The organism is Lysinibacillus sp. FJAT-14222 (assembly GCF_001278875.1).
Taxonomy (GTDB): Bacteria; Bacillota; Bacilli; order Bacillales_A; family Planococcaceae; genus Lysinibacillus; species Lysinibacillus agricola.
Genome location: NZ_LIYL01000057.1, coordinates 1 through 26,065, shown reverse-complemented (window position 1 = coordinate 26,065; position 26,065 = coordinate 1). Strand labels below are relative to the sequence as shown.

Genomic DNA, 26,065 nt, shown 5'->3' with positions numbered 1-26,065 from the left:
CTTTAACTTAAAAAATTCCACTTTAAACTCTTCCACATGTTAATGCTCTGGCCCAATCAGATCTATTTTGATCTTCGCTTCGTTTAATAACTTCCGTAGTATCATAAGGGATGCTCAACTGCTCAATAATCCATTCACCATTCCGTTTTTCTACAACTGTATAGTTCGCAAATGGTGTGCCTGATTCAATCTTATAATAAAACGGTTCGACTTCTTCATAAGCCGGCAAACCGACACTGCCCGGGTTAATAATGATTTTGTTATTAGGTAAATAAACAATCGTTGGTAAATGGGAGTGACCACAAAAAATAATATGTTGAGGAATATCTTTTACTAAATTCATTATTTCTTCTGTCTGTTTTAAAGTAACACCATTTGGAGTAATTTCATTCAACATATACAGCTCATCATTTTCCGGTGAAGCATGGCAAAAGTAAAAATCATCTGTCTGAATTGAAAATGGCAGGTTTAGTAACCAGTTTTTATGTTCTTCCGTGAGCATGTCTAATACATATTGAACGGTTGGATTTTCCGATGAAGACTGTAATAATATCCGATCACAATTTCCACTTACACTTTTAATATCTATACTCTTTATCATTTCAAATGTTTCTAACGGGAATAGCGGTCCATATAGAGTGTCACCTAAATTATAAACCTTATCGATATTTCTATATTTTATATCCTGTAGCACTGCTTTTAATGCATCTTTATTTCCATGAATATCTGATATAATTGCTATTTTCACTATATCCTCACCCTAATTAGTTTTATATTTCTGGAGCTTCTACACCGAAAATTGCCCACTCCTCTTTAGCTGGACCATAAATGCCTGAGATAGATACAGATTTTAGTAGAGTTTTTCAATATATTTATTTAATTCTTTTTGATTAATCGATCCTTTTATCGTGTACTTTAATATACCTTTAGAATCAAATATAAAAGTTGTTGGATAAGCCAATATTTCAAATGATTTTTGAAGTGTACCATCTAAATCAAGAAATATAGGGAAATTCAAATTGTATGACTCTTGAAATTTCATGGCATTTTCACTACTATCTTTAGAAGTTGCATTGATTGCTAACAGCTCAACATTTTCAGATTTATTATTATAAAAATCCTTTAATTCAGGAGCCTCTTCTTGACAAGGTCCACACCAAGACGCCCAAAAGTTAACGATTAGGACTTTTCCATTGTATTCTTTAAATGTTGTTGATGATTCGTCTAATCGTGTTAATTTTGCATCAAAAACAAGCTGTTTTGTTCCATCTTCATTTTCTACTATCGGATTAACTGTTGCTTCTTTTATAAATACATTTTTGAAAACAATTCCTACAAGTAATACGACTAACAAAGCTGATATATATAAACCTAAACGCTTTTTAAACTGCATAAATAATCACCTAAATTACCCCTTTTTAATTTTCCTTAAAACGTAACTATATCGAATTTTGATAAGCTAACATTAATTTTTCTTTAGCTTTCTGTCCAGCTAATCCTGTTTTCGATAATTCATCAGATGTTTGATGATCTAAAGTTTTTGTAAATTGGTTTAATAAGTTATCTATCAACACGTCGGACATCTCGCCTGTGCTTTGATCTGTACCTTGTCCCTTTGGTAATTTGGTTTCTTTAATCATTACTCTTTCACCATTTAATTTTGTTACATAATGACGAATATAACCATCTTCTCTTATAATTTCATATTTCGCTTTTTCCTGTTTATTTTTGTCTAAAAATAAATCTGGAGATAGTCTATTTAATTCATCTTTTTTAATCGTATTTATGTAATTATTATTTGTAGATTGGATCCTCATTCTATTGCCCTCTTTCATTCGTTTTTTCGGCATTCAAAGAATACTACTTAATTAACTTTCCATTATATAAATCAATTACCATTTTAGCCAATTTAATTAATTCGGTCTACTCTCTATAAATCGTAGTAGCTATCCCCTTTTATCATTGCAGTCTTGCAAGATAACGTTTTTGGCCTGCAAAAAAATTCTTTCGAACAAATCAGTAGTGATTCTCCTATTTATGTTGCGAAGATTATCTTGATGTTTTCCCTTTATAACCGGTTTATTTATGTGATCCATGATAAAAAAATTCCCACACAAAAATTGACTTCTGAATTTGTCCAATGTTATATTTACTAATGCAGTAATTTACTAAATTACTAAATTTAAATTAACAAGGAGTTTTAATTGATGAAAATACCTACACATTTAAAGCATAAGCCTGTTATTGTTGCTGAAAACTATGCCAATATTGATGGGCGTACTGCTTATCATACAGATGCACAGGGGCTTTCACTTGGCTTAGCTCAATGGAATGACAGAGGCAAGGTTGATATTTCTGCTAAGGTGTGGCGTCACACAGGTGGTAAATGGTCACGTCAATCGGAGGAACTACCGCTTCATCGCGTACTTGACCTCGCTATTTTAGTATGTGAGTCTCAGCTTTATTTTAAGGAAGCTTATCGCTACGATCATTTATATGATGAAAAAAACCCTGTTATTAAACGTGTTGGCTTGCAGGGAGATGCAATGACAGTGGAAGTATGTACGGAAAATGAACAAATTAAAGAGGACATTAAGCTCTTTAATCAAGCATTAAGCGCGGATGGTGAACTAATTGGCGAACGCCTACGCACGTTATCACATATTTTAAAAGAGATGGGTTATTAAAACCCAAGAGGGCATAAAAATGGACCAACAAATTTTACATGATGATAAAAAACTGCAAAAAGCTTTTTTTAACTTTTTAATCCCTGTTATGCTAGCGAATGTGCTGCAATCACTTGGGCAAGTCTTTGGCATGTTTATAGTTGGGCGCAATTTAGGAGTCGATGCGCTAGCGGCAATTTCAGCATTCTTTCCGTTCTTCTTCTTTTTAATGGCATTTGCTATTGGGATTGGCTCAGGTAGCTCGATTTTAGTAGGGCAAACCTATGGGGCTGGTAATCATGAGAAGATGAAGGAGGTTGTAGGGGTAACCCTAGCCTTCACGACGATTTTATCGATTATTGTCGCGATTTTTGGTGGCTTTTTCATTGAGTGGATTTTACGCTTTATGCAAACACCCGCAAATATTTTAGATATGAGTATTAGCTATGCACAAATTTTATTTTTCACGCTACCGATTATGTTTTGGTATATGGTGTACACAACCTTTATGCGTGGTGTCGGTGATTCTAAAACGCCATTTTTATTTTTAGTCATAAGCGTTATTTTAAATATCGCATTCCTACCACCATTAGTTTTTGGCTGGTTTGGTCTGCCTGAGTTTGGCTTAAACGGCGCTGCCTACGCCTCTGTTTTATCCAATCTGGTGACGATGTTACTATTACTTGCTTACCTGCATAAAACAAAGCATATTCTGCGCTTAGACAAATCGATTTTGCAGCATTTTAAATTAAAGAAGGATATTTTAGCTTCATTATTAAAGTTAGCCATTCCATCGAGCATTAGTATGGTTGCGATCTCTGTAGCGGAAATTGCTGTAATTGGCTTCGTTAACGTCTACGGCTCATATGCTACTGCCGCTTACGGTGTTGTCAATCAGGTGGCTAGCTATGCACAGGTGCCAGCAATGAGTATTGCTATTGCAACATCTGTATTTGTTGCGCAGGCTTTAGGGGCTAACTCTACGGAAATGATTAAAAAAATACGTCAATTAGGTGTGCTTATTAACTATATTTTAGGCGGCGCTATTATTTTAATTATGTATTTATTTGCGGAGCCTATTTTATCTTTCTTTATTGATAAACAGGATACGGTACTTATCGCAAAGAATTATTTATATATCGCATTTTGGAGCTATTTAATTTTTGGCCATACACAAACCGTTTCGGCTACAATGCGAGCTACAGGTGTTGTCTTATGGCCTACGATTTTCCTAGTCATTGCAATTTGGGTAGTCGAGGTGCCATTGGCGTTTATTTTATCGCACTACACTACATTCGAGTTAAATGGTGTTTGGATAGCTTATCCTATTACCTTCTGCGTACATTTTGTGTTACAGTACGCATACTTCAAGCTAGGCTGGCAAAAACGAACATTAAAAGCAATGCTAAGCGATTAATCATTATTATAGAGCCTGTAGACAAAGTCAAATGCAACTTTGTCTACAGCCATTTTTATTTAGGTGGTTTTTTTATCTCCGCACAATACCCCCACTCTTAGGATGACCCCCTTTGTATGCCTTATATCCGAATATACGTTTTTTCGAAACAATTAAGACTAGCCATCACATAGAGTGGTACTTTTATGGTTTATTCAACTAACAATCCTGTTTTTTGATTAAGAACTATTTAACAACAAGCGTGTTGATTAGGAAAATATAGGTTTATTATTGAGTGATAAAAAGATTTTTTTGTTGCTATTTTGCTAATGTATGTCCATTTTAACTGATTGTAGCGTAGGGCTACTGTTTTATCTGCGCGAAAACGCAGTGTCAGCGGCAACGTAGCGGAGGAAGCGGCTCGACGCTCGCCCGCAGGAAGGCGAGTAGCCCGTAGCGGAAATCAGAGCCTTCTAATTAATTACGATGGATAAAAATGGTTAATAAATACACCTGATTTAACAATAAATTAGTTTTGCGGCGGAATTATTCCCGAAATAAGTAGGAGAAAGAATACTAATCCAATTAAAAAGAATATAACGGAAGCAGTAAATATCGGACCTATTTTATAAGTAAACTGTTCTCTTTTCTGAATAATGCCTGTTCGCCCACTAGCTTGAGAAGCAAAGAGCCTAGTCATTGCTCCACCACTACTTGAAAAGTAAAACGTTCCCCCAGCAAAAGCTATACCAGTGAAAAACATTACTTCGATAAATCTTACCGAGAAAAATGAAGCAATAAAATACGTAATAACAACTTCTACAATAAGTGCTACTATCATAATAATTATATTTTTACTACTCATATAAACCCCTCCCCTTTAAATTTTATGTTCCTTACTCTGTATACGTTTAAATTAAATTTAAGTTCCAATTTTAATGATATTAACCATTTTATTTTTGGATTTAATTTTCCATTTGAGTGGCTATGTTAATCGCATAAAAAAACAGGCACTATTTAATGAGTACCTGTCAATTGTTTATATGGTTTAAAAGTAATTCCTCTACTTGTGTTTTTTAAGTGTTGGCATCCTTAATACTTCGTCCTCTCAGGTGTTGGGAGGATTGCTGTAATCAATTAACGTTTTCTCCACTCTTCAAGGGACATCTCATTAAAATCCTCAACATCATCTAATCTCAATGGTGTAATTAATTCTAATGAATTACCATCTGGGTCTGAAAAATAGAGTGCAGCATGCGCATGAGGATGGTTTGATAGTACTAGAGGTTGATGTTCGGCAGTAAGGCCAAATTCTGTTCGAATTTCGATTCCAATGGAGTTCAACCATTCTTTCGCATGTTCAAAATCTTCTTCATCAATTTTAAAAGCTAAATGTCGGATAGAAGGATGGTACTTTAATTGAACAGTATCGTTTTCCCATAAACCTAACCAACTTTCTCCTTTAACGATCCAGAAGAAAGCCACTTTTCCTTTTTTAGATGCAAGTTTTAACCCTAGCTTTTTATAAAATTCAACAGAGTTTTCTAAATTACTGACAGGTAAATGGGCTTCATATAATCCTTTAATCATTTAAACATTCTCCTTTTCATATGTATTTATGAAATAATATAAAAAAACACACACATTTACATCAATCATACGTCTGAACTATTAATAATAAATTTCAAAATACATTGAGTAACTAGGCTTATTCTTTATATGAATGAATGAATTATTTTATCATCCCTTCATCTGTCATCGTTTCATTTACTTACTGTTTCAATAAAATAATATATCGAAATCATCAATCAGAGTTTCATACATCATGAAATCTTGGTCTTTATAAAACATTTCGCTATCTTTTAAATTTATTTTATCTTTGTATACGAACGCTCATACTCATATTTCGTAATTTGTTTTTGATAATGTTTTTTACCATTATTCTCATCCAGATAGGTGATCGTTAATAGTTGTGCCAATTAATCCGCTGATTGCAGCTCTCTATTTTTCCATACCACACACTTCCTTTTTCACATAAAAAAAGGCATCCTAATGAAAGGATGCCTTTTTTTTATGGTTACATCATTAAAATTAAAGTTTTACGATGTTTGTAGCTTGAGGTCCGCGTTGGCCTTCTTCTACTGAGAATTCAACTTTTTGACCTTCTTCAAGTGATTTGAAACCTTCACCTTGAATAGCTGAGAAGTGAGCGAATACGTCATTTCCGCCTTCTACTTCGATGAAACCGAAACCTTTTTCTGCGTTAAACCATTTTACTGTACCTTGTGTCATTTAAATGACCTCCATTAATTGTATTAAATAAAATCATAGTTCTTCAAAGAAAAAAATTCACATATTACAAAAAGCATCAAACAAAACACGATTACTCTTTGTAATATGTGAATTTATTGTTCCCTTGCAAACGATTTTATTATACTTACTATATGATAAAAAATCGTATTTGTCTAGTGCAAAAGTAAAATTAAAAAAATTCAGTCTTTCACTAACCTGCTCCATTAGCATAAGAGGCGATTACTCTAATTGAATAATCGCCCAGTTAGTACAGCAAAACCAGCTTTCTTTCATGTTTACCTTATGTCCATTTACACTTTTCTTAATCCGCCGATTTAGTGATCAAATCATAAACTTTTTTTCAAGTTTGTCTTAAAATACGTAGTAAAGTAGCCGTCTTGATAAGCTTTTGGTACTAAAATACTTTTCTGCAAGGTACATTGCAGTTGCCTATAAATCCTCTACAACCTGTATTGTCGTGAATGGCCGTTTCACTTTCGCTACAGAAAATAACTGCTGCAAGAAGTTAAAGTGTTTCATATATAATTTGTCCAATTTGAGTAACGTCATAATCTCCTAGTGCGACTACCTCTGATTGGAAATCTGGTGAATTTAAAATCTCTTTCACCGATTCAATCAGTTGTTGGTTTTCAGGTGTTTTTAATAGGACAAGATCATAACGTTCTCTAATAAGTGGTATAAAATCAACCTCTATGAGTTTAGATATTTTTTCAATGCCTATTCCAATATCTGCATGCCCATTTGCCACAGCAGAAGCTACATCTAAATGGCTCATTTCTTCTTCGTTATACCCTTCGATAGAGGATGGAGATATGTGGTAAATGCGTAATTGTTCATCTAATAAAGTACGAGCACCTGAACCTTTTTCACGGTTCATCAATTTTAGTGGTTTGCTCTTAAAATCATCAAATGATTGAATTTGCAATGGATTTCCTTTTTGAACATAAAAGCCTGCTCGGCGAGAAATCAGATTGATGAGAATATAAGAGTGACTCACAAAAATCTTTTTCAAATACGGCGTATTATAGTCCCCTGTATCACCGTCGTACAAATGTAAACTAGCAATATCACATTCTCCATTATACATCGCCATAACACCATTAAAGCTACCTTCATGTGAGCGTAATACTTTCTTTGAATGTTTTTTCTCTATATATTTTCCTAATAAGTCCAATACTAAATCTTGCCCACTTATAATAATTTTTTTGTTTTTTGTCGTAAGAGTAGTCGATGCAGTAGACGAAGTAGGAGTTGCTCCAGTCTTGCTCTTTTGTATATATAATTGTAAATCGGTTCTATCCACACGCATTTGTCGACCTACACGAAAAACAGGTAAATCTCCCTTTTTCACCAAATCATAAATCGTTAATTTCGAAACTTTTAATAATTGAGCAACCTCTTCAATCGTATAGGAATGTTCATGTGACATGTAAAAAATCTCCCCCTATGCTTCACTTGATTACTATAGTAACGTAATTATGATATTTTTAACATCTTGAACGTTTCTAGCAAATTGGTATTTCTTTTTTAGACATAACTCATTATAATTAGTTATGTCTTGTTATAACGAGTTATAAAGAGGAGTATAATCAAAGTGAAAAAGTATTATAGTTTATTAGCTTCATTGTTACTACTAGTCGGCATTTTAGCAGGTTGTGGTAGCCAAGGAAGCAACAACAAAACAACAAATGAACCAGTTGAATTAACGATTTCTGCAGCAGCTAGTTTACAAGATTCATTAGAAGAGCTTCAAAAAGCGTATGAAAATGAACACGATAATATTAAAATTACATTTAACTTTGGTGGCTCTGGTGCTTTACAACAACAAATTTTAGAAGGTGCTCCTGTTGATCTTTTCTTTTCAGCAGCAGAAGATAAGTTTGACGAGCTTATACAAAAAGGGGTAATCGACAAAAAACAAGGAACGGACCTTTTAGCTAACGAATTAGTATTAATCGTTCCTAAGAAAAATGAAAAACATATGCAATCATTTGAAGACTTAACGAAAGCTGATAAGATTGCCGTTGGTACACCTGAAACGGTTCCTGCTGGGAAGTACGGTATAGAAACATTGAAAAACATGAACCTTTGGGAAAATGTAGAATCAAAAGTAGTGTATACAAAAGACGTACGACAAGTTCTTACTTATACAGAAACTGAAAATGTTGATGCAGGTTTGGTTTATAAAACAGATGCCCTTGTATCAGAAAAAGTCAATGTCGTTGCTACAGCAAAAGGTGATACACATACACCCATTATTTATCCTGTAGGTGTTATTAAAGATAGTAAGCATGCAAAAGAAGCAGAAGATTTTTATAACTATTTACAAAGTGATAAAGCGATGAAAGTATTTAAAAATTATGGTTTTCAAGGAGCTCATTAATAGATGAGTACTGATTTCTGGTCACCTCTTAAACTTTCGATTGAAATTGCACTTGTGGCAGGAATAATTGTGATAGTAGCAGGTATTCTATTCGGTAAATGGATGGCGAAACGCAATTTCAAAGGAAAATTATTTCTTGAAACAGTACTACTTTTACCATTGGTATTGCCTCCTACTGTAGTAGGCTTCCTTCTAATTATTATTTTTGGCAAAAACAGTGTGTTAGGTAACTTGATTTCATGGCTTTTTAACCAACCTGTTATGTTCACATGGTGGGCAGCAGTTATTGCCTCTACTGTTGTTGCATTTCCTTTAATGTATCAATCGGCAAAAACTGGCTTTGAATCTGTTGATGAGGACATCGAGAACGCTGCACGTGTTGATGGTGCAAACGAATGGCAAGTCTTTTTCTTTATTTCTATTCCACTTGCATTGAAGGCCATTGTGTCAGGTGGAATTTTAAGTTTCACACGAGCATTAGGTGAATTTGGTGCGACCTTAATGTTTGCCGGAAACCTTCCGGGCAAAACGCAAACTACGCCACTTGCTATTTATATGGCGATTGGTTCAGGTAACATGTCACTCGCTTGGTCATGGGTGATTTGTATGATAGGTATTTCCTTCCTTATGCTTCTGTGCATTCATTTAATGAAAGTATAAAATAATCAGTAGGGTTTTCTTCATTCCCCATTGATTATTAGTTTAACTGCCCGTAAATGCGGGATAAATAAAGTAAAAGATGTAGTCGATACAAACTAAACTGTATCAACTACATCTTTTCTTTTTACCCTCCACTAATTGGTGGAATAAAGGCGATTGTATCCCCTTTTTTTACAACCGTTGCATCTTTTGCAAATTCCTCATTTACTGCTGTCATGACATGTTGTAAATTAATTTGTGGATATTGAATTTCCATCCATTCCTTAATTTGTCCAACAGTACGATCTGACAGGTCTACACATAATTTTGACTCACCGATACTTTCTTGTAAGTGAGCAAATAGTAATATGTTAATCACAAGACCCCTCCTCACTGATTGATGGATTGCCTTTTGGATAAGGGACATTTTCTAATTGATCACCAATCCATTCAGTGCCATCTTCCCAATACTCTTTTTTCCAAATAGGCACAATTTGTTTAATACGGTCAATAGCAAATTCATTGGCTTCATAGGCTATTTTACGATGTGGTGATGAAACCGCAATGACTACGGCAATATCCGAAATTTCTAAATGACCAACACGATGCGTAATGGCTACTTTCGCTTCTGGCCATTGTGCTTGTATTTCTTTAGAAATTTGTTCAAACATTTTAATGGCCATAGCTGGATAGGCTTGATATTCCAAATGTAGTGTTTTCTTTCCTTTCGTCATTTCACGTACTGTTCCGATGAAAATAGTAATTGCACCAGCATTTCGATCTGTTACTTTTTGTCTAACTTCTTCAACATCAATTGGTTTATCAATGATTTCAAACAACGATGTAGTCATGATTTTCTCCTCATTTCTTTCATTATGAAGTCCATATATTGTGCTTTTTCATGAATTGAAAAAGCTGGATAATCTAACGGTTGATCTAGTGGATATGTCGGCCAATAAAGAACACAGACGATATTGGTTACTTTTTGAAGCAAAGATTGATCTTCCGCTTGTCGCAAAAGAACAACCTTCGGATAGTGTTCATTTTTATAGCCTTCAATTAAAATGATATCCATATTAATAGATGCATAAATAGCTAGTATATCAGCAAGCTGCCAGTTACTTTGATGAATACTCATACGCAAAGTACCTTCCCCTTCAACTGCTGTCACACTTGCGCCAGCCTTCTCATGACGAACACTATCTTTTGAACTTTCTAGCATAGGGATACCACCGTGTCCATGATGCTTGATCGTTCCTACACGAAAACCTTCAATAGTTGCTTGTGTAATGAGCTGTTCCATTAACGTCGTCTTCCCACTATTTTGATAGCCTACGATTTGTAAGATTTTTCGATGTTGCCCCATGGCCACTCACTTCCTTGCAAATCTTCTAGCAATAAGACAACTACTTGCATTCCTTTTTCGTATCCACGTGATCCACCTGGTAATACAATAAAAGCATTGGCTTCTGCTAAGGAAGAAACCGCACTAGATTTATCAAAACCAGAAGGAACTGCCACTAATTGACCGTTTTCGTAAGAAGCATTAGCACGCACAAAACGGGTAAACGGATTCGGTTTTTTAAAGTCCGCATTTAAAACAGCCTGCTCTCTACGTAGATGTGGTTGCTTATTACCAAATGCCGTTCGAATAATTGGTCGTGTAAATAGTTCAAAACCAACATAGCAAGCTGATGGATTACCTGAAAGTCCAAATAATAATTGACCATTTCGAGCCGCAACAGTTGTTACACTACCTGGTCTCATTGCCACTTTATTAAACAGTACTTGTGCGTCAATGGCTTCATAAATGGCAGGTAAGTAATCGTAATCACCTACTGATACTCCTCCTGTAGTAATCAATATATCTACTTCCTCAAGAGCTTTTTCTACAGCCTGAATACATAAATTTAGATCATCGCTAAATTTACCAAAATATTGGACGGTTGCCCCAGCACGTTCAATTTGAGCCATTATCATATAGGCATTACTATTACGAATTTTTCCTGGCTGCAAAGCATCACTTGGTTCTAGTAATTCACTTCCTGTTGCAATAACACCAACGATTGGTTTTCGAAAAACTGGTACTTGATCATAACCAAAAGTAGCTAGTAAGGCGACAACACCTGGATTGATATATTGTCCTTTTTCAATAAGAATTGCGCCTTTTTGAACGTCCTCTCCCTTATAGGAAATATTTGTTCCTGTTTCATAAGAGCGTTTAATCGACATATATGGTTGATTGTCTTCTTCAAATGTGTGCGTTAATTCTAGCATAACGACTGCATCACATCCTTTTGGGATAGGAGCTCCTGTCATAATGCGCACCGCTTCTCGATAACTGACTTCTCTTTCAAATACAAAGCCTGCGCCAATTTCCCCCACTACTTTAAAGGTTACTGGATTTACTGAACATGCCTCTTGACTATCGACTGAGCGAATAGCATAACCATCATAAGGCGAACGATCAAAAGCTGGTACATCTTGGTCTGCAGCAACATCTTCTGCTAAAAAACGCCCATGTGCTTGCTGTAATGAAACGATCTCTATTTTTTCTTGGAATGCAAACTCCATGACCCGTTGAACCGCTTCCGCAACAGCAATTGGTTTTCTTTTTTCTAACATTTGGAACACTCCTTTATCCGAATAAACGATAATAAATGGTTTTAGCTTTTTGTATATCTTGTACACCGTGAATGACAACTCGTCCATCTTGGAAAACCACTAGTCGATAATCTTCTGCTTGGCAAGATAATAAATAGGGATTTTGTTGAATATCACCATACGGACGAAGCTGGGTAGCGAGCTGATCAAAATTATAGTGAATCGGTTTAGGTGGACGTATTTGAATAGCATCGCGACCACATAATACATTTAATTTTGTTTGATTTTCATATGACAAGTATGGATAGGTCGGATTTTTGCCACAGGATGGGCAATCATGATTACGAATTTTTTCAACGTTTATTTCATAGTGTTGATTTTGCCAAACATCGAAAGTTAAATAACTTTTACGTAATGCCTCTGCATTGCCTACTAAAAATTTTAATACTTCAGCTACTTGATAAGCTGCTACGATTTGAACAGTTGGACTTATAATTCCTACTGTATCGCATGTCATCCCTGTATTGGGTATCGCTGCTAACAAACAATGTAAACAAGGTGTTTTACCTGGCACAATCGTATATGTAGCACCATAACTACCAACACAAGAACCATAAACCCAAGGAATTTGATATTTTTGTGCAAGATCGTTCATCATAAAGCGAATATCAAAGTTGTCCGTTGCATCCACCATAATATCTACATCTGCAAGCAATGGTATTAATTGCTCTGTACTTGCATCAATAATATATTCTTGGATGTCTACCTCTGAGTTAATACTTTGTAATCGCTTTTTTGCAGCGATTACTTTAGGGATTTTTTCTAGCGCATCTTGTTCGGTATATAGTTGCTGTCTTTGTAAATTACTCCACTCCACATAATCACGATCAATAATCGTCAACTTTCCTACGCCTGCCCTCACAAGAGCCTCTGCGCTAGCACTGCCTAAAGCACCAACACCTATTATCAGGACATGTTTTTGTTTTAGTAGTTGCTGCCCTTTTTCTCCGATTGGGCTGAATAATTGTTGTCTAGAATATCTATTATGCATAAACGTTTTTGCCTTTCTTTCTAAGAATTTTAGTTTGACCTTTTAATTTATAGCTTTATAATAAAAGCAATGTTTTTCAGCAAAAACAAAACCAACTCTATAAAAGGGAGGTCTTTTACCTTGCACCCAACACATACTCAACTTCCCATACGAGCTGCCATTTTAACAGTGAGTGACACACGCACAAAGGCGGATGATCGGGGTGGTCAGCGTATTCAATCGTTACTTCAAGAAGCTTCATTTGAACTAGTAGATTATCAAATGTCAAAAGATGAACCACTTGAAATCTCAAAGCATGTAAAAAAATGGTGCGTTGATCATACCATCAATACGATTATCGTAACAGGTGGAACAGGCTTTACACCAAGAGACCAAACCTACGACGCCATTCTTCCTCTTTTCGAAAAAGAAATGATGGGATTTGGTGAATTATTTCGAACACTAAGCTATGAAGAAATCGGCCCAAAAGCCATGTTTAGTCGTGCCACAGCAGGTAGTCGCGATAAAACGGCTATCTATGTGTTGCCAGGTTCCACCAATGCCGTGACACTTGCCATGACAAAACTGATTCTTCCTACTGTTCAACATTTTGTTGGTGAGTTGAATCGCGTATGAAAATGGCTGGTGTTGTCTTAGCTGGCGGTCAATCTTCTCGGTATGGTCAACCGAAAATGTTTGAATTATTTGCTGGTCTGCCGTTATATAAGCACAGTCTCATAGCCTTACAAAAAAATCAACTACAGCCTTTAATTATTGCTACTAATGCTAGCTTGCAATCTAAGTTTGTAGAAGAAAAAGTCCAATGGATCATTGAAAAACAACCTCACCAAGGACCTCTGTTTGCCCTGCATAATATAATGACGAATTTTCCAGATGTAGAGTGGTTTTTCGTAATAGCAAGTGATATGCCTTTTATTAATGCAGAATTTGTCCAAACTATGCTAACATTTATCGATGATCGTTATGAGGCTATTGTTCCTAAACAAGCTTCAAGATTACAACCTCTTGCTGCTTTATATCGACGTAGTGCTTTACCAAAAGCACAGCAATTAGTCCAACAAAACAAGAGAAGTATGAAAGTCTTGTTAGAGCAACTTCAAGTATGTTATGTTCCCTTTGAAGAGGACAGCTCCACATTTATCAATATCAATTCACAACAAGATTGGCTACAAACATTTGAAAGGAAATCTAATAATAATGAGTAATTTTACACACTGGAACGAAGAAGGTCGTCCTAAAATGGTCGACATTTCAGAAAAAACAAGCACAAATCGTACAGCCATCGCTCGTAGTACAATCACGTTATCCGATGAGGTCTATCAAGCGATTCAACAGGGAGGCATAAAAAAAGGCGACCCTACGCAAGTGGCACAAATTGCTGGGATTATAGGTGCTAAAAAAACAGCTGATATTATCCCAATGTGTCATCCGATTATGTTACAAGGAACAGATCTTCAATTTGACTATATAAAAGCAGAAGTCGGTTACGAACTACACATTCAAGCTACGGTAAAATGTAGTGGTAAAACAGGTGTCGAAATGGAAGCACTAACTGCTGTATCCATTGCCGCACTGACTTTTTATGATATGTGTAAAGCCGTCGACAAATCTATGGTGATTAAAGAAACATACCTTGTTCAAAAAACAGGCGGAAAAAGTGGCACTTTTGTGCATAAATAAACAGAAAAAATCCGGCATTATTTTGCCGATTTTTTTCTGTCTTTTAACATAAGTCACCAATAACTAAGCTAGTACCAACTAATACCCCTTTATTTCGTCTATCCACCGATGTGTGACATTTCAATTTTTGAGTTTTTCCTTTTTTTCATTGTCTGTTCATTCCGTTCATCGGAATAGCGGTCTTTTCTATTTTCCCAAACATTCGAAATGCTTTGAGTGATGGTTTCATCATCTTTCCCAGACCTTAACAATTCTCGTAGATTCATTCCCTCTGTTGCAAATAAACACGTATATAATGTTCCTTCTGCCGAAATACGAGCACGCGAACAAGTTGAGCAAAATGAATCTGTTACAGATGATATCACGCCGATTTCGCCCTGAGCATCCTCATATTGATAACGCGTAGCCACTTCCCCTTTATAATTAGGGTCAACTGGATGTAATGGGGAAAATTGATGAACTTGGTCAATGATTTCTTTCTTCGACACAACGTCATCTAGCCGCCACCCATTCGAATTACCGACATCCATATATTCAATAAAACGAAGAATATGCTGTTTCTCTTTAAAAAATTCTGCCATCGAAACGATATCTTGCTCATTTTTTCCTTTTTGAACAACCATATTGATCTTTACTTGTAAGCCTGCTTCTGCCGCTTTTTCTATACCTTCTAATACCGTTTTCACTTTTCCTCGATGGCCATTCATCTCGAAAAAACGTTCTTCATTTAGAGAATCTAGGCTAACAGCTACTCGTGATAAACCTGCTCTCGCCAATTCATTTGCATATTTTTTCAATAAAGTGCCATTGGTCGTTAAAGCAATATCCTCTACTCCAGCTATGCGATGAATGCGTTCAATTAATTTCGGCAGATCACGACGTAGTAAAGGCTCACCACCAGTAATGCGTACTTTTTTCACACCTAATGAAACGAAGATCTTTACTAATCGTTCGATTTCTTCAAAGCTCAATATTTTATCGGATGGTAAAAAAGCATAATCTGGACCAAATACTTCTGCAGGCATGCAATATTGACAACGAAAATTACAACGGTCTGTCACTGATATCCTTAAATCTCTTAATGGTCTGTGTAGTTGGTCTTGTAGATTAGTAATTTTAATCTCTTCCTTTCATTTTGTTAGAGTGATTCATTAGGCAAGTGAATACGTTCTTTGTGTGTATAAATATTAAGTGTATTCTGGCGAATAAAACCTACCGTCGTAATACCGAGTTGCTCTGCCAATTGCAATGCTAATTCTGTTGGAGCGGATTTGGACAGCACAATTTCACAGCCAATTTTCGATACTTTAAGTAAAATTTCAGATGAAATCCTTCCGCTAAATACGATAATTTTGTCCTGAATGCTAATTTTGTTTTTTAGGCAATAACCATAAATTTTATCTAAGGCATTATGGCGCCCAATATCCATTCTACTTAATAAAACACCATTCGCATCACATAGCGCTGCATTATGAACACCACCAGTTTGTTTGAATATTTCAGCCAAATCTTGCATATCGCGCATTAAACGAAAACAATCATCTGTTGTAATGCGCACATGAATGCCTTCCATTTTTTTAGCTACTAATGCATCATTAGCAAAAACAAAACCTTGGCGACTCATGCCACAACAAGAAGTAATGTAACGTTTATTTTGAATTTGTTGAAAGTAAGGATTCACACGCTTTGTTTTAACATGCACAAAACCTTCTTTTTCTTGGTGCCAAATGTCTTCAATATCTTCGTAATTGCGAATAATTCGTTCAGAAGCCAAATAGCCAATAACCATATCTTCTACATACTCTGGCGTGCAAACCATTGTCACAAATTCTTGCTCATTAATCTTCACTGTGACAGCGTATTCTGTGACAACAGTATCTTCTATTTCTTTGACTTGATTACCTTCAACACGTATTATTTCTCTTGCTACTGATCGTTCCATATGGCATCCCCTTTAATCACTAATATTATCTTCAAAAACAAATACAGAAATAGCAAAATCCTCTTCAATTTTGATATCTGAAAATAAATGGAGTAACTTAGTGCCCATCAATTCTTCCATGCCTTCCGGAGGTGATTTAGTATACAAATCTTGAATCATCCTTGTACGTGCAGCATGAACCATTTTTAACCCTTCAGGTGTACTCGCAATAAATTTTTCTGTCGGTGTGATATTACCATATAAAGTTGAGACAGCCATGTTCTCGACGAAAACAGTATGAATACGCTCTGGTCCTTTTCCAAATATATCTTTGCGTAGTTTTCGAATAATGTCGTTGAATTCATGCACTTTTTTTGACATTTTAACGATTCTCCCAACGTAATTAATCTTTTTTTCCTATGTTTATGGGGGTCACCCTTATAGTTTGTTAATAATATAGCAACTTAAATAAAAATTAAAGAGAAAATATTCAATGATAATTATTCTCAATCAATAATTTTTACTATAATTATTGTCCATTTCGGCTGAAAAGGCTATAATAAGTGGTATTACAAATGGAATGAAAGTATTTTGATTCTTATGTCATGGTTTTATACAACTAAGTTTGAACTATAGGCATGGTGGTTTTGATATTTAAATTCTATAGTTATATTGAATAAAAAATAAAAGTAGATTGAATTTTTAGCAAGGCCTGTTAAGAATTTTATCCACCATGAATCATAAGCATGTATAATACGTGCCTTTTCATGGTGGATTTTTTTATTTTTGAGCAATATCAACATTGACAACTCGTAATAAATGTTTCTTCATCTATGTTGGTGTAGAAATTGGACAAATTGGGAAATGACATTATAACAAGACAATTTTTTTAAAAATAACAAGACAATCAAAATAAAAAAAACTCGTAATTCTATTCCCGATTTATCCTAAGTATTAACCTGTTGTCAAATAAGTCTCAAAGAGCAGAAGGAGGAAAATACCTTGACTACAATTAAAATTAATGGCCAACCGTATGATGTAGCAGAGGGAGCTACAATACTTGATACCATTAATCAACATGGCATCGCCCATCCACAAATTTGTCATGTACCATCTGTTGATCCTATCGAAACTTGTGATACATGTATCGTTGAAATGAATGGTCAATTAATTCGTTCTTGTTCAACAAAAGCAGTAGGCGGCATGGAGATCCAGCTTACTTCTGATAAAGCGAAAGCTGCACAAACAGAAGCGATGGATCGTCTACTAGAAAATCATTTGCTGTATTGCACAGTTTGTGATAATAACAACGGTAATTGTACATTACACAACACTGCAGAATTAATGGAAATCGAACATCAAAAATATCCTTATCAACCAAAAGTCGAACCACACGAAGTAGACATGTCGCACCCATTTTATCGTTATGATCCAAACCAATGTATCGCCTGTGGACAGTGTGTAGAGGTTTGTCAAAACTTACAAGTTAATGAAACATTATCCCTTGACTGGGAAGCTGAAAGACCAAAAGTAGTTTGGGATGAAGGCGTTGCCATTAACGATTCTTCATGTGTAGGCTGCGGGCAATGTGTTACCGTTTGTCCATGTAACGCATTAATGGAAAAATCAATGCTTGGCGAAGCTGGTTTTATGACTGGGCTTAAACAAGATACGTTAGATCCGATGATTAATTTAATTAAGGAAGTTGAACCTGGCTATAGCGGTATCTTCGCTGTTTCTGAAGTCGAAGCTGCTATGCGTAGTAAACGTACGAAGAAAACAAAAACAGTTTGTACTTTCTGTGGTGTAGGTTGTTCGTTTGAAGTTTGGACAAAAGATCGCAAAATTTTAAAAGTACAACCTTCTGACGGTCCTGTAAATGCTATTTCTACTTGTGTAAAAGGAAAATTCGGTTGGGACTTCGTCAACTCTGAAGAACGAATTACAAAACCATTAATTCGTAAAAATGATGCATTTGTTGAATCATCTTGGGACGAAGCTCTTGACTTAATTGCTACTAAACTAGGTGGCATTCAAAAAGAATATGGTTCTGGTTCTGTCGGCTTTATTTCTTCTTCAAAAATTACGAACGAAGAAAACTACTTAATTCAAAAAATGGCACGTCAATTATTCGAAACAAACGATGTCGACAACTGTTCACGCTATTGTCAATCTCCAGCTACAGATGGCCTACTACGCACAGTTGGTATAGGTGGCGACGCTGGAACGATCAAAGATATCGCAAAAGCTGGTCTTGTTATTATTGTTGGGGCAAACCCTGCAGAAGGTCATCCTGTTTTAGCTACTCGTGTAAAACGTGCCCATAAGTTACACGGTCAAAAATTAATTGTTTCCGACATTCGTAAACATGAAATGGCTGAGCGTTCTGATATTTTCATGCGCCCAAAACAAGGAACAGACCAAGTATGGTTAATGGCCGTTACAAAATATATGATCGATCAAGGTTGGCATGATGAAGCCTTCATTAAAGAGAACGTGCACTTCTTTGATGATTTTAAACATGTACTTGAAACATACACACTAGAATATGCAGAAAAAGAAACGGGCATTTCAAAAGAAACGTTGATAAATGTTGCTGAAATGATTCGTGATGCTGACGGTACATGTGTACTTTGGGGGATGGGTGTTACACAAAATACAGGTGGCTCATATACATCAGCTGCAATTTCTAACCTACTTCTAGCTACTGGTAACTATCGTCGTCCAGGTGCAGGTGCCTACCCTCTTCGTGGTCACAACAATGTTCAAGGTGCTTGTGATATGGGTACACTACCAAATCTATTACCAGGTAATCAAAAAGTAATAGACGACGAAGCACGTAAGAAATTTGAAGAAGCATATGGTGTGAAAATCAAACCTGAACCAGGTCGTACGAATATGGCAATGTTAGATGCTATCATGGAAGGTAAAATGAAAGCAATGTATTTAGTTGGGGAAGATATGGCACTTGTTGATTGCGATGCTAACCATGTAGATAAAGTACTTTCACAATTAGACTTCTTTGTTGTGCAAGATTGCTTCCTTTCACGTACAGCACAATATGCGGATGTTATTTTACCTGCAGCACCTTCTCTTGAAAAAGAAGGTACTTTCACGAATACAGAGCGTCGTGTGCAACGACTATATCAAGTATTACCAACACTTGGTGAATCAAAAGCCGATTGGGAAATCCTACAAACAGTTGCTCGTCGCTTAGGTGCTGACTGGAATTACAGTCACCCAAGTGAAATCTTTGCTGAAATGGCTAGTCTTGCTCCATTCTTCTCGCAAGCGAACTATGATGTATTAGAAAATTGGGGTAGCTTCTGTTGGGGTAGCCATGATGGTAAAGACACACCTTTACTATATGAGGATGGCTTTAACTTCCCTGACAAAAAAGCTCGTTTTGCTTTAAATGATTGGATCAGACCGGTTGAATATGAAGCGCAATATGATTGCCATATTAACAACGGTCGTATGCTTGAACACTTCCATGAAGGTAATATGACAAATAAATCAAAAGGTATTCAATCGAAAGTACCTGAAATTTTTGTTGAAGTATCACCAGAACTAGCAAAAGAACGTGGCATTGAAGATGGAGCTCTTCTTCGTTTAGTGTCTCCTCAAGGCGCATTAAAATTAAATGCCCTAGTGACAGATCGCGTACAAGGAAATGAACTGTTCTTACCTATGAACTCTGTTAGCAAAGATTCAGCGATTAATTTCTTAACAGGACCGGCTGCAGACATCAATACATCGACACCGGCGTACAAACAAACAAAAGTACGCGTAGAAGTATTGAAACAAAAAGGAAAATCACCACTTCCTAGAACAAACCCACGTTATAAAAAACGTCATCCACAAAATGGTGTTGAGGTCCAACGTAAATGGAATCGTCCTGGCTACGTTCACTTAACAACAAATAACGAAAGGGAGTGAGTTCATGGCTGCACCAATTACGACAATTCAAAAAGAGCAGATAACAGAAGAACAACTAAAGGAAGAAAAATTAGACAATTTAAAACAACTTCTTTCTGAGAATGAAGAAATGGTTAATCAGGTCTTTACGATCATGGCAGAATTAAATGATATTGGAGCACTAGAAGCAGCTACGAAACTACTTGAAGCAAAAGAAGATGTTGCCCATATTGCACTTGGTCAATTAACGCGCAAGCCTGTTACGAATATCATCAACAACTTAATGGGTGTTGCAGGAGCATTAACCGAACTGAATCCAGAAACAACAACAAAGCTGATTGAAGGCTTAAATATTGGCTTAGATGAAGCAAACAAAGCCGTTGAATCTGATGAAAAAGTTAGTGCCTTTAAGCTGTTCAAAATGCTAAACGATCCTGATGTTAATCGTGCTATGAATTTTGGCGCTCACTTCTTAAAAGGGCTAGGCAAAGGTCTAAAATAGGAGGATGGTTTCTTATATGCTAACGAACGAGCACATTTTAAAAACTTTGCAGAAAATTGATGACCCAGAACTTCATAAAAGCATCGTTGACTTGAATATGGTACGCAACATTCAAGTCAACGATACGCATATCTCACTTGATATTGTCTTGACTATTCAAGGTTGTCCTTTAAAAGCCAAGATTCAACAAGATGTTGAAGAAGCGTTGAAAGCGATCGGCGCATCAAATGTCTCTATTAAATTTGGTTCAATGACTGATGAAGAGCGTCGTAATTTAACAGCTTCTTTAAAATCAGAAAATGTTACGGATAAAGGTATGCCTAAAATGCTTCTACCCGATTCTGGTGTCAAATTTATTGCAGTTACTAGTGGTAAAGGGGGCGTCGGTAAGTCTACTGTGACAATTAACTTAGCAGTAGCTCTTGCCCGTCTTGGCAAACGTGTAGGTATTTTAGATGCAGACATATATGGCTTTAGTATTCCAGCTATGATGAAGATTCATCAAAAGCCAACAATGATTGACCAAACAGCTATTCCAGTTGTGAGTCATGGTGTAAAAATCATATCGATGGGCTTTTTCACAAACGAAAACCAACCTGTCATGTGGCGTGGTCCAATGCTCAACAAATGGATTCGCAATTTCCTTGTCAATACACATTGGGATGAATTAGATTATCTCCTCATAGATTTACCACCTGGTACAGGAGATGTAGCCATTGATATGGCGGCAATGATTCCACAAGCACAGGAAATTATTGTCACAACACCACACCTTGCAGCTTCTCATGTTGCTTCTCGTGCAGGTCTGATGGCTCAACAAACGAACCACACGATTCTTGGTGTTGTTGAAAACATGGCTTACTTTGAAAATGCAAATGGTGAAAAGAACTATCTATTCGGTCAAGGTGGCGCCGAAAAATTAGCAGATGAGCTTAAGACAAGTATCATTGCTCAAATTCCATTTGCGCAACCTGAGGAAAACACAGGTTCTTCCGTTTATGACGAAGACTCCATTATCGGTGAAGTATTTACTCACCTTGCAGAAGATATGATGTATCAATAAAGTAAAACTTTCATCAGTGGTAACTGATTATTAGTCTTCATCAACCGGGCTTTTACGGGCAGTTAATGCAGGATAAAGCACAAACCCCCTTGACTCGTTATTCACACGAGACAAGGGGGTCTTTTTATGGAGTTGTGTTCTAACGAAACACTCCCCTACTATGTAATTCAATAGCCAGCCTTTTTTAAAACCTGCATAAAATAAAAGCGGTACGTATTTTTAACGAAAGTATCTAAAGGGAGCCCCACATTTAATTGATACTTTGTAAAAATAAAATAAAAACGCTTATCCCATTTTAAACGTAATAATTCCCCAGCATCTTCACCGTATTTCTCTGTAAATTCCTCAATTAAAGGTTCAATCATATAGTAACAATAGTCTTTTAAGTTTGCGAGAGCCTCTATATCTTTTTCCTTTTGAAAACGTGTAATCCAATCTACTAATTGTTCATCCATTTTAAAATCCATCTTTCTATCTTGAGTTTCTTCCTATTATATTATAACTCTTTTTATAAGTTATTGCTTCTCTCGTTTCTTAGACATTTCGATTTGGATTAGTTAAATTTTTTGTAAGTAAATAAGCTTTATACCTATCCAATAGGTCCTTTTTAATAATATTCAATCTTAAAAATTTTTAATAATATATAGAAAGGCTCATCACCAAAAGTTGTGGAAGTAGGCTTACATGAATCGATTAAGGTTGTTGAAGCAGGCTATGGCATTATGCTTGCTCCTTCTTTTAGTGTGACAAATAGCATTGAAAATCAAAAGTTCGCTCGGCTTTATATTGATGGAATAGATATTAAACAAAGCTTATTTATTTGTACGAGAAAAAATGAAACAATTGAACACCTTTTTATAGAATATCTAAAAGAAAACTTATATCCAATTCTGAGCTGTGTGTCTGATCATGCTGCGGTTCTACATGGCAACACCATCTGTGGAGAGTTTTGTAACGCTTCTCTTAAGTATATAAGAACCCCACTGCTTTAGCTGTGGGAGTAGTCAGATAAGAAATGATATTCATCTGCTGTAATAAACAATTTTTTCTTCTGACCATTGAGCTAATTGTTTAATAGCCAATATCGTTTGATAAGTGTCGAAATATTTATAAATTTCCATTTCCATCCCCATTCCCTAGTCCTCCCTAAACATTTTCTTTCATATGCTCAACCCTTTTAACAATTTTTGTATGCGCCATAGTTCTTTTATTTTTAATTCTATTTCTCAGGCTATGAACTATACAAGCATAGCTATCACGTCATATTAATAGTAATGTAAAGCTAATTTAGCCTTACACCTCCGAACTTTGTTACTAAGGGTCACTCCTATCCCAAGTGACCCTTTTTTTATTGACTTATCTCACAAAAACTTAACTTAATTAATTATTTTTCAATTTTTTAAAGTAAGGGTAGCATTTATTAGATAAATACCTCCTCTTTTTTCTACAGCTAACATATTATAGATTGTAGAAAGGGGGGATTTTTATGGGATACTCCGGAAATATGGGTAATTATAATAACAATTGTTGTTACGGGGGCTATGACGGTGGCTATGGCCGTGGTGGTTCATCATTCGCTTTAATCGTTGTACTATTCATTCTTCTAATTATTATCGGCGCTACTTTCATGCATAGAGAGTATTAACGTTCCAATTTTTAAGTGTAAAAAAATTAGACTTTAGCTTCTATTCAGATTGCATATTAATAGATAAAGGTTAGTGCACCTTCATCATTGGCAACAATCAAAAATCTCTATAACCTCTCTTTTAAGTTATCATAATAGTAGTGTAATGCTAATCTACCAGCCTATACACCCCTGTTATGACCAAAGGGTCGCTTCCAGCCTAGTGACCCTTTCAATAGTTTCTTTACTCATATTGTGCAGTAACTTAAATTTCACACATACCTTCATAACCAAACAATTGGAAAATATTTACCTATTAACTTTTTTACATGATAAAATAAACACTAAGAGTGATTTTATTTATAAAGAAAGGAAGTAATAGTCATTCCAACATGTACAATTAATAATGTAGATTTATACTATGAAATTAAAGGGAAAGGTGAACCTATAATTTTTACCCACGGTGCATCATGGGATAAAAATCAATGGGATAAACAAGTAGATTATTTTTCTCAATATTATCAAACCATCACCTGGGATGTTCGTGGTCATGGAGCATCCTCTCTTCCAAAAGGAATGGTGGATGCAGTTGATTTCAGAAAAGATTTAATTGGATTGATGAATCATCTGCAAATTAAAAATGCTCATTTATGTGGTTTATCAATGGGTGGACACATCTCTTTACAAACAGCTATTCATAATCCAGAATACGTGAAATCTCTTATATTAATAGGTACCCCTTTTACTAATAAATTTAATTGGTATGAAAAGTTACTAGTTCCCTTAAATCGTTTTTCTAATCTGTTTATTCCAATGTCAGTGTCTGCAAAAATTCAGGCGTATACACTATCCAAGTTTAACAAGGAAAATAAACATTATATCAATTCCACAGTTGCATCGATGTCTTATAAGAATTGGGTCCGAATATGGAATGCAGTTTCCAGAATGGAAAGTAGAAATGATTTAGATAAAGTGAATTGTTCTACGTTAATATTATACGGTGAAAAAGATACTATGATTAAAAGACAGCAAGAGTATCTACATAACAACATTAAGCAATCACAATTGATAATAATAGACAACGCCCATCACGCAACGAATTTAGATAATCCAAATCAAGTAAATGAAAATATCCACCAGCACCTTATCAACTCATCAGATATTTATTAAAATTTTTTGTGCAGTAAGTTCAATAATTCTATTTTTATTACTGCACATTTTCTTTCTATATAGCAAGAGAGAAATCGTAGCGCTTGTAATACTCCCTGCGGTTTTGAAACTTTCTCGCCCTTCAATCGTATTTATAATAATATAAATTGGAGGTGTCCTTATTGAGTACTAATATCAAGATTGTTGTTTTTTGTGTGTTATTATTTATAGTTATCTCAACCCTGCTAAATATTATAGAATTTAGAGATAACTATTTGTTATTCCAGAATTTATTTGAACAACTTTTTGACCAAATATCATCCAGTATTTATCAGGGCACCAACTTGAGTGACTATTTAAATGCTTTGAGGGAAAGCATAGTAAACTTAATGTCTAGCTATATAAATTTACGCTCAGTCGGTAGTGCATTTATTTGTACTATCGTTGGTATTGCTTTATTAATAGAACCAGACCAAGAAAATGTTATAGAATTTGGAAAACGTTTATTCGACTATTTCTTTCTTTGATATAGCATATTTAGTTTTACATCCTACATATTTATAACTCAAACTTCGCACCAATATAAATCGGCTTAATCATTGAGCTTGTTTGGTTCTTTACAATTTCAGNACAAAATGTTTTATAAATACAAAAAACACCTCATTCTTTGGTATAGTGAATTTGACTAGAATACACTACCAAACGAAAGAGGTGCTTTCATTATGATAGAGCATAATGGACCAAACAATCAACTGTCTAAAGAATTAAAATCTATTTTTAATGAATTAGAAATTTTTAAACATTTACGGAAAGCTGGCATTACGAAGAAGTTTGGGTTTACAACTTCTTATTTGTTTCACCTCGTATTCTGTTTAATTTTTCATCATAAGAGTTGGTGTACCCTTTTATCATCCAAAAAGGGAGATTGTTATCCAGCCAAAGATGCCGTTTATCGTTTTATGAATCATTCTAAATTTGCTTGGCGTCGTTTTTTAACCTTTTTAAGCGCACACGCCGTTCAAAAAGTCGATGCACTAACAGATGAAAAGCGCCCAAAAACACTGATTATTGACGATTCGATGTTTGATCGGAATCGTAGTAAAAAGGTTGAGCTTCTCGCACGTTGTATGGATCATTCCTCTTTAACGAAGCGCTT

The 26,065-nt window shown here is 35.5% G+C and carries 30 protein-coding genes and 1 pseudogene; 15 read left to right on the top strand and 16 right to left on the bottom strand.

The features are described 5' to 3' along the window. Positions 1-22: 22 nt before the first annotated feature. From AN161_RS23365 to AN161_RS23355, 3 genes are all read right to left on the bottom strand, one after another. Positions 23-748, bottom strand: a complete 726-nt coding sequence (locus AN161_RS23365) for a metallophosphoesterase family protein (RefSeq protein ID WP_053596716.1) — start codon at positions 746-748, stop codon at positions 23-25. 102 nt (positions 749-850) lie between these two features. Continuing rightward, positions 851-1,393, bottom strand: coding sequence for a TlpA disulfide reductase family protein (locus tag AN161_RS23360; protein ID WP_053596715.1), 543 nt, complete (start codon positions 1,391-1,393; stop codon positions 851-853). Positions 1,394-1,439: 46 nt separating this feature from the next. Beyond that, positions 1,440-1,817 carry a hypothetical protein gene (locus AN161_RS23355; RefSeq protein ID WP_053596714.1) on the bottom strand — a complete coding sequence of 126 codons (378 nt, stop codon included), beginning with the start codon at positions 1,815-1,817 and terminating at the stop codon, positions 1,440-1,442. 390 nt (positions 1,818-2,207) lie between these two features. Between AN161_RS23355 and AN161_RS23350 the strand changes: the two genes are divergently transcribed. Both AN161_RS23350 and AN161_RS23345 read left to right on the top strand, forming a co-directional pair. Further along, on the top strand, positions 2,208-2,687 hold the full coding sequence (locus tag AN161_RS23350; protein WP_053596713.1) for a DUF6530 family protein: 480 nt from the start codon (positions 2,208-2,210) through the stop codon (positions 2,685-2,687). 19 nt (positions 2,688-2,706) lie between these two features. Further along, the gene (locus AN161_RS23345; protein WP_075807333.1) at positions 2,707-4,083 is read left to right on the top strand and encodes an MATE family efflux transporter; all 1,377 of its coding nucleotides are present in this window, start codon (positions 2,707-2,709) and stop codon (positions 4,081-4,083) included. Between the two features lie 508 nt (positions 4,084-4,591). Here the strand turns inward: AN161_RS23345 and AN161_RS23340 are convergent. From AN161_RS23340 to AN161_RS23325, 4 genes are all read right to left on the bottom strand, one after another. Further along, positions 4,592-4,927 carry a hypothetical protein gene (locus AN161_RS23340; RefSeq protein ID WP_053596711.1) on the bottom strand — a complete coding sequence of 112 codons (336 nt, stop codon included), beginning with the start codon at positions 4,925-4,927 and terminating at the stop codon, positions 4,592-4,594. Positions 4,928-5,199: 272 nt separating this feature from the next. Continuing rightward, a complete protein-coding gene (locus AN161_RS23335) occupies positions 5,200-5,652 on the bottom strand; it encodes a VOC family protein (protein WP_053596710.1) in 453 nt (150 codons plus the stop codon). Between the two features lie 501 nt (positions 5,653-6,153). Next, positions 6,154-6,354, bottom strand: coding sequence for a cold-shock protein (locus AN161_RS23330; protein ID WP_053596709.1), 201 nt, complete (start codon positions 6,352-6,354; stop codon positions 6,154-6,156). A gap of 526 nt (positions 6,355-6,880) precedes the next feature. Next, positions 6,881-7,804 (bottom strand): helix-turn-helix transcriptional regulator, encoded by a 924-nt coding sequence (locus AN161_RS23325; protein WP_053596708.1) that lies wholly within the window; start codon positions 7,802-7,804, stop codon positions 6,881-6,883. A 165-nt stretch (positions 7,805-7,969) separates the two neighbouring features. On the opposite strand from AN161_RS23325, the gene modA reads away from it, so the two are divergent. Both modA and modB read left to right on the top strand, forming a co-directional pair. Then, positions 7,970-8,758, top strand: coding sequence for a molybdate ABC transporter substrate-binding protein (gene modA / locus AN161_RS23320; RefSeq protein WP_053596707.1), 789 nt, complete (start codon positions 7,970-7,972; stop codon positions 8,756-8,758). Positions 8,759-8,761: 3 nt separating this feature from the next. Continuing rightward, on the top strand, positions 8,762-9,418 hold the full coding sequence (gene modB, locus AN161_RS23315) for a molybdate ABC transporter permease subunit (RefSeq protein ID WP_053596706.1): 657 nt from the start codon (positions 8,762-8,764) through the stop codon (positions 9,416-9,418). Positions 9,419-9,542: 124 nt separating this feature from the next. Here modB and moaD read toward each other — a convergent pair whose 3' ends face one another. The 5 genes from moaD to AN161_RS23290 are packed head-to-tail and all read right to left on the bottom strand — an operon-like array spanning position 9,543 to position 13,052. Continuing rightward, a complete protein-coding gene (moaD, locus tag AN161_RS23310) occupies positions 9,543-9,776 on the bottom strand; it encodes a molybdopterin converting factor subunit 1 (protein ID WP_053596705.1) in 234 nt (77 codons plus the stop codon). After that, entirely contained in the window at positions 9,769-10,248 is a 480-nt protein-coding gene (locus tag AN161_RS23305; protein WP_053596704.1) for a molybdenum cofactor biosynthesis protein MoaE, read from the bottom strand. Before AN161_RS23305 ends, moaD begins: the two co-directional genes overlap by 8 nt. Then, on the bottom strand, positions 10,245-10,763 hold the full coding sequence (mobB, locus tag AN161_RS23300) for a molybdopterin-guanine dinucleotide biosynthesis protein B (protein WP_053596703.1): 519 nt from the start codon (positions 10,761-10,763) through the stop codon (positions 10,245-10,247). The genes AN161_RS23305 and mobB overlap by 4 nt, the downstream gene beginning before the upstream one ends. Then, positions 10,730-12,022, bottom strand: coding sequence for a gephyrin-like molybdotransferase Glp (gene glp, locus AN161_RS23295; protein WP_053596702.1), 1,293 nt, complete (start codon positions 12,020-12,022; stop codon positions 10,730-10,732). Before glp ends, mobB begins: the two co-directional genes overlap by 34 nt. Before the next feature lie 13 nt (positions 12,023-12,035). After that, a complete protein-coding gene (locus AN161_RS23290) occupies positions 12,036-13,052 on the bottom strand; it encodes a thiazole biosynthesis adenylyltransferase ThiF (RefSeq protein ID WP_053596701.1) in 1,017 nt (338 codons plus the stop codon). Between the two features lie 120 nt (positions 13,053-13,172). Here AN161_RS23290 and AN161_RS23285 point away from each other — a divergent pair, with 120 nt between their 5' ends. From AN161_RS23285 to moaC, 3 genes are read left to right on the top strand one after another with little or no spacing between them, the layout of a single operon-like run. Next, positions 13,173-13,667 carry a MogA/MoaB family molybdenum cofactor biosynthesis protein gene (locus tag AN161_RS23285; RefSeq protein WP_053596700.1) on the top strand — a complete coding sequence of 165 codons (495 nt, stop codon included), beginning with the start codon at positions 13,173-13,175 and terminating at the stop codon, positions 13,665-13,667. Continuing rightward, positions 13,664-14,257, top strand: a complete 594-nt coding sequence (locus tag AN161_RS23280; RefSeq protein ID WP_053596699.1) for a molybdenum cofactor guanylyltransferase — start codon at positions 13,664-13,666, stop codon at positions 14,255-14,257. Before AN161_RS23285 ends, AN161_RS23280 begins: the two co-directional genes overlap by 4 nt. Then, on the top strand, positions 14,250-14,732 hold the full coding sequence (moaC, locus tag AN161_RS23275) for a cyclic pyranopterin monophosphate synthase MoaC (protein ID WP_053596698.1): 483 nt from the start codon (positions 14,250-14,252) through the stop codon (positions 14,730-14,732). The genes AN161_RS23280 and moaC overlap by 8 nt, the downstream gene beginning before the upstream one ends. A 98-nt stretch (positions 14,733-14,830) precedes the next feature. Here the strand turns inward: moaC and moaA are convergent, their stop codons facing one another. Genes moaA through AN161_RS23260 form a run of 3 tightly spaced genes read right to left on the bottom strand, consistent with a single transcriptional unit; the run spans position 14,831 to position 17,034 of the window. Beyond that, positions 14,831-15,847, bottom strand: coding sequence for a GTP 3',8-cyclase MoaA (gene moaA / locus AN161_RS23270; RefSeq protein ID WP_082340375.1), 1,017 nt, complete (start codon positions 15,845-15,847; stop codon positions 14,831-14,833). Between the two features lie 23 nt (positions 15,848-15,870). Further along, positions 15,871-16,674 carry a formate dehydrogenase accessory sulfurtransferase FdhD gene (fdhD, locus tag AN161_RS23265; RefSeq protein ID WP_053596696.1) on the bottom strand — a complete coding sequence of 268 codons (804 nt, stop codon included), beginning with the start codon at positions 16,672-16,674 and terminating at the stop codon, positions 15,871-15,873. A 12-nt stretch (positions 16,675-16,686) separates the two neighbouring features. Next, on the bottom strand, positions 16,687-17,034 hold the full coding sequence (locus AN161_RS23260) for a DUF2294 domain-containing protein (protein ID WP_053596695.1): 348 nt from the start codon (positions 17,032-17,034) through the stop codon (positions 16,687-16,689). Between the two features lie 621 nt (positions 17,035-17,655). Here AN161_RS23260 and fdhF point away from each other — a divergent pair. From fdhF to AN161_RS23245, 3 genes are read left to right on the top strand one after another with little or no spacing between them, the layout of a single operon-like run. Continuing rightward, positions 17,656-20,592, top strand: a complete 2,937-nt coding sequence (gene fdhF, locus AN161_RS23255) for a formate dehydrogenase subunit alpha (RefSeq protein WP_053596694.1) — start codon at positions 17,656-17,658, stop codon at positions 20,590-20,592. A 4-nt stretch (positions 20,593-20,596) separates the two neighbouring features. Further along, entirely contained in the window at positions 20,597-21,073 is a 477-nt protein-coding gene (locus AN161_RS23250) for a DUF1641 domain-containing protein (protein ID WP_053596693.1), read from the top strand. A 16-nt stretch (positions 21,074-21,089) separates the two neighbouring features. Continuing rightward, positions 21,090-22,136 (top strand): Mrp/NBP35 family ATP-binding protein, encoded by a 1,047-nt coding sequence (locus AN161_RS23245; protein WP_053596692.1) that lies wholly within the window; start codon positions 21,090-21,092, stop codon positions 22,134-22,136. Between the two features lie 167 nt (positions 22,137-22,303). Here the strand turns inward: AN161_RS23245 and AN161_RS23240 are convergent, their stop codons facing one another. Next, positions 22,304-22,591: a hypothetical protein gene (locus tag AN161_RS23240; RefSeq protein ID WP_053596691.1), complete on the bottom strand. Its 288-nt coding sequence runs from the start codon at positions 22,589-22,591 to the stop codon at positions 22,304-22,306. Positions 22,592-22,804: 213 nt separating this feature from the next. Between AN161_RS23240 and AN161_RS23235 the strand changes: the two genes are divergently transcribed. The 5 genes and pseudogenes from AN161_RS23235 to AN161_RS23220 all read left to right on the top strand — a co-directional run. Continuing rightward, entirely contained in the window at positions 22,805-23,128 is a 324-nt protein-coding gene (locus tag AN161_RS23235; RefSeq protein WP_053596690.1) for a hypothetical protein, read from the top strand. A gap of 494 nt (positions 23,129-23,622) precedes the next feature. Further along, positions 23,623-23,781 (top strand): YjcZ family sporulation protein, encoded by a 159-nt coding sequence (locus AN161_RS27880; RefSeq protein WP_075807332.1) that lies wholly within the window; start codon positions 23,623-23,625, stop codon positions 23,779-23,781. Between the two features lie 357 nt (positions 23,782-24,138). Beyond that, a complete protein-coding gene (locus AN161_RS23230; RefSeq protein ID WP_347230956.1) occupies positions 24,139-24,930 on the top strand; it encodes an alpha/beta hydrolase in 792 nt (263 codons plus the stop codon). 161 nt (positions 24,931-25,091) lie between these two features. Further along, positions 25,092-25,436 carry a hypothetical protein gene (locus AN161_RS23225; RefSeq protein WP_053596688.1) on the top strand — a complete coding sequence of 115 codons (345 nt, stop codon included), beginning with the start codon at positions 25,092-25,094 and terminating at the stop codon, positions 25,434-25,436. A 195-nt stretch (positions 25,437-25,631) separates the two neighbouring features. After that, a pseudogene (locus tag AN161_RS23220) lies at positions 25,632-26,065 on the top strand (IS4 family transposase); the annotation flags it as partial.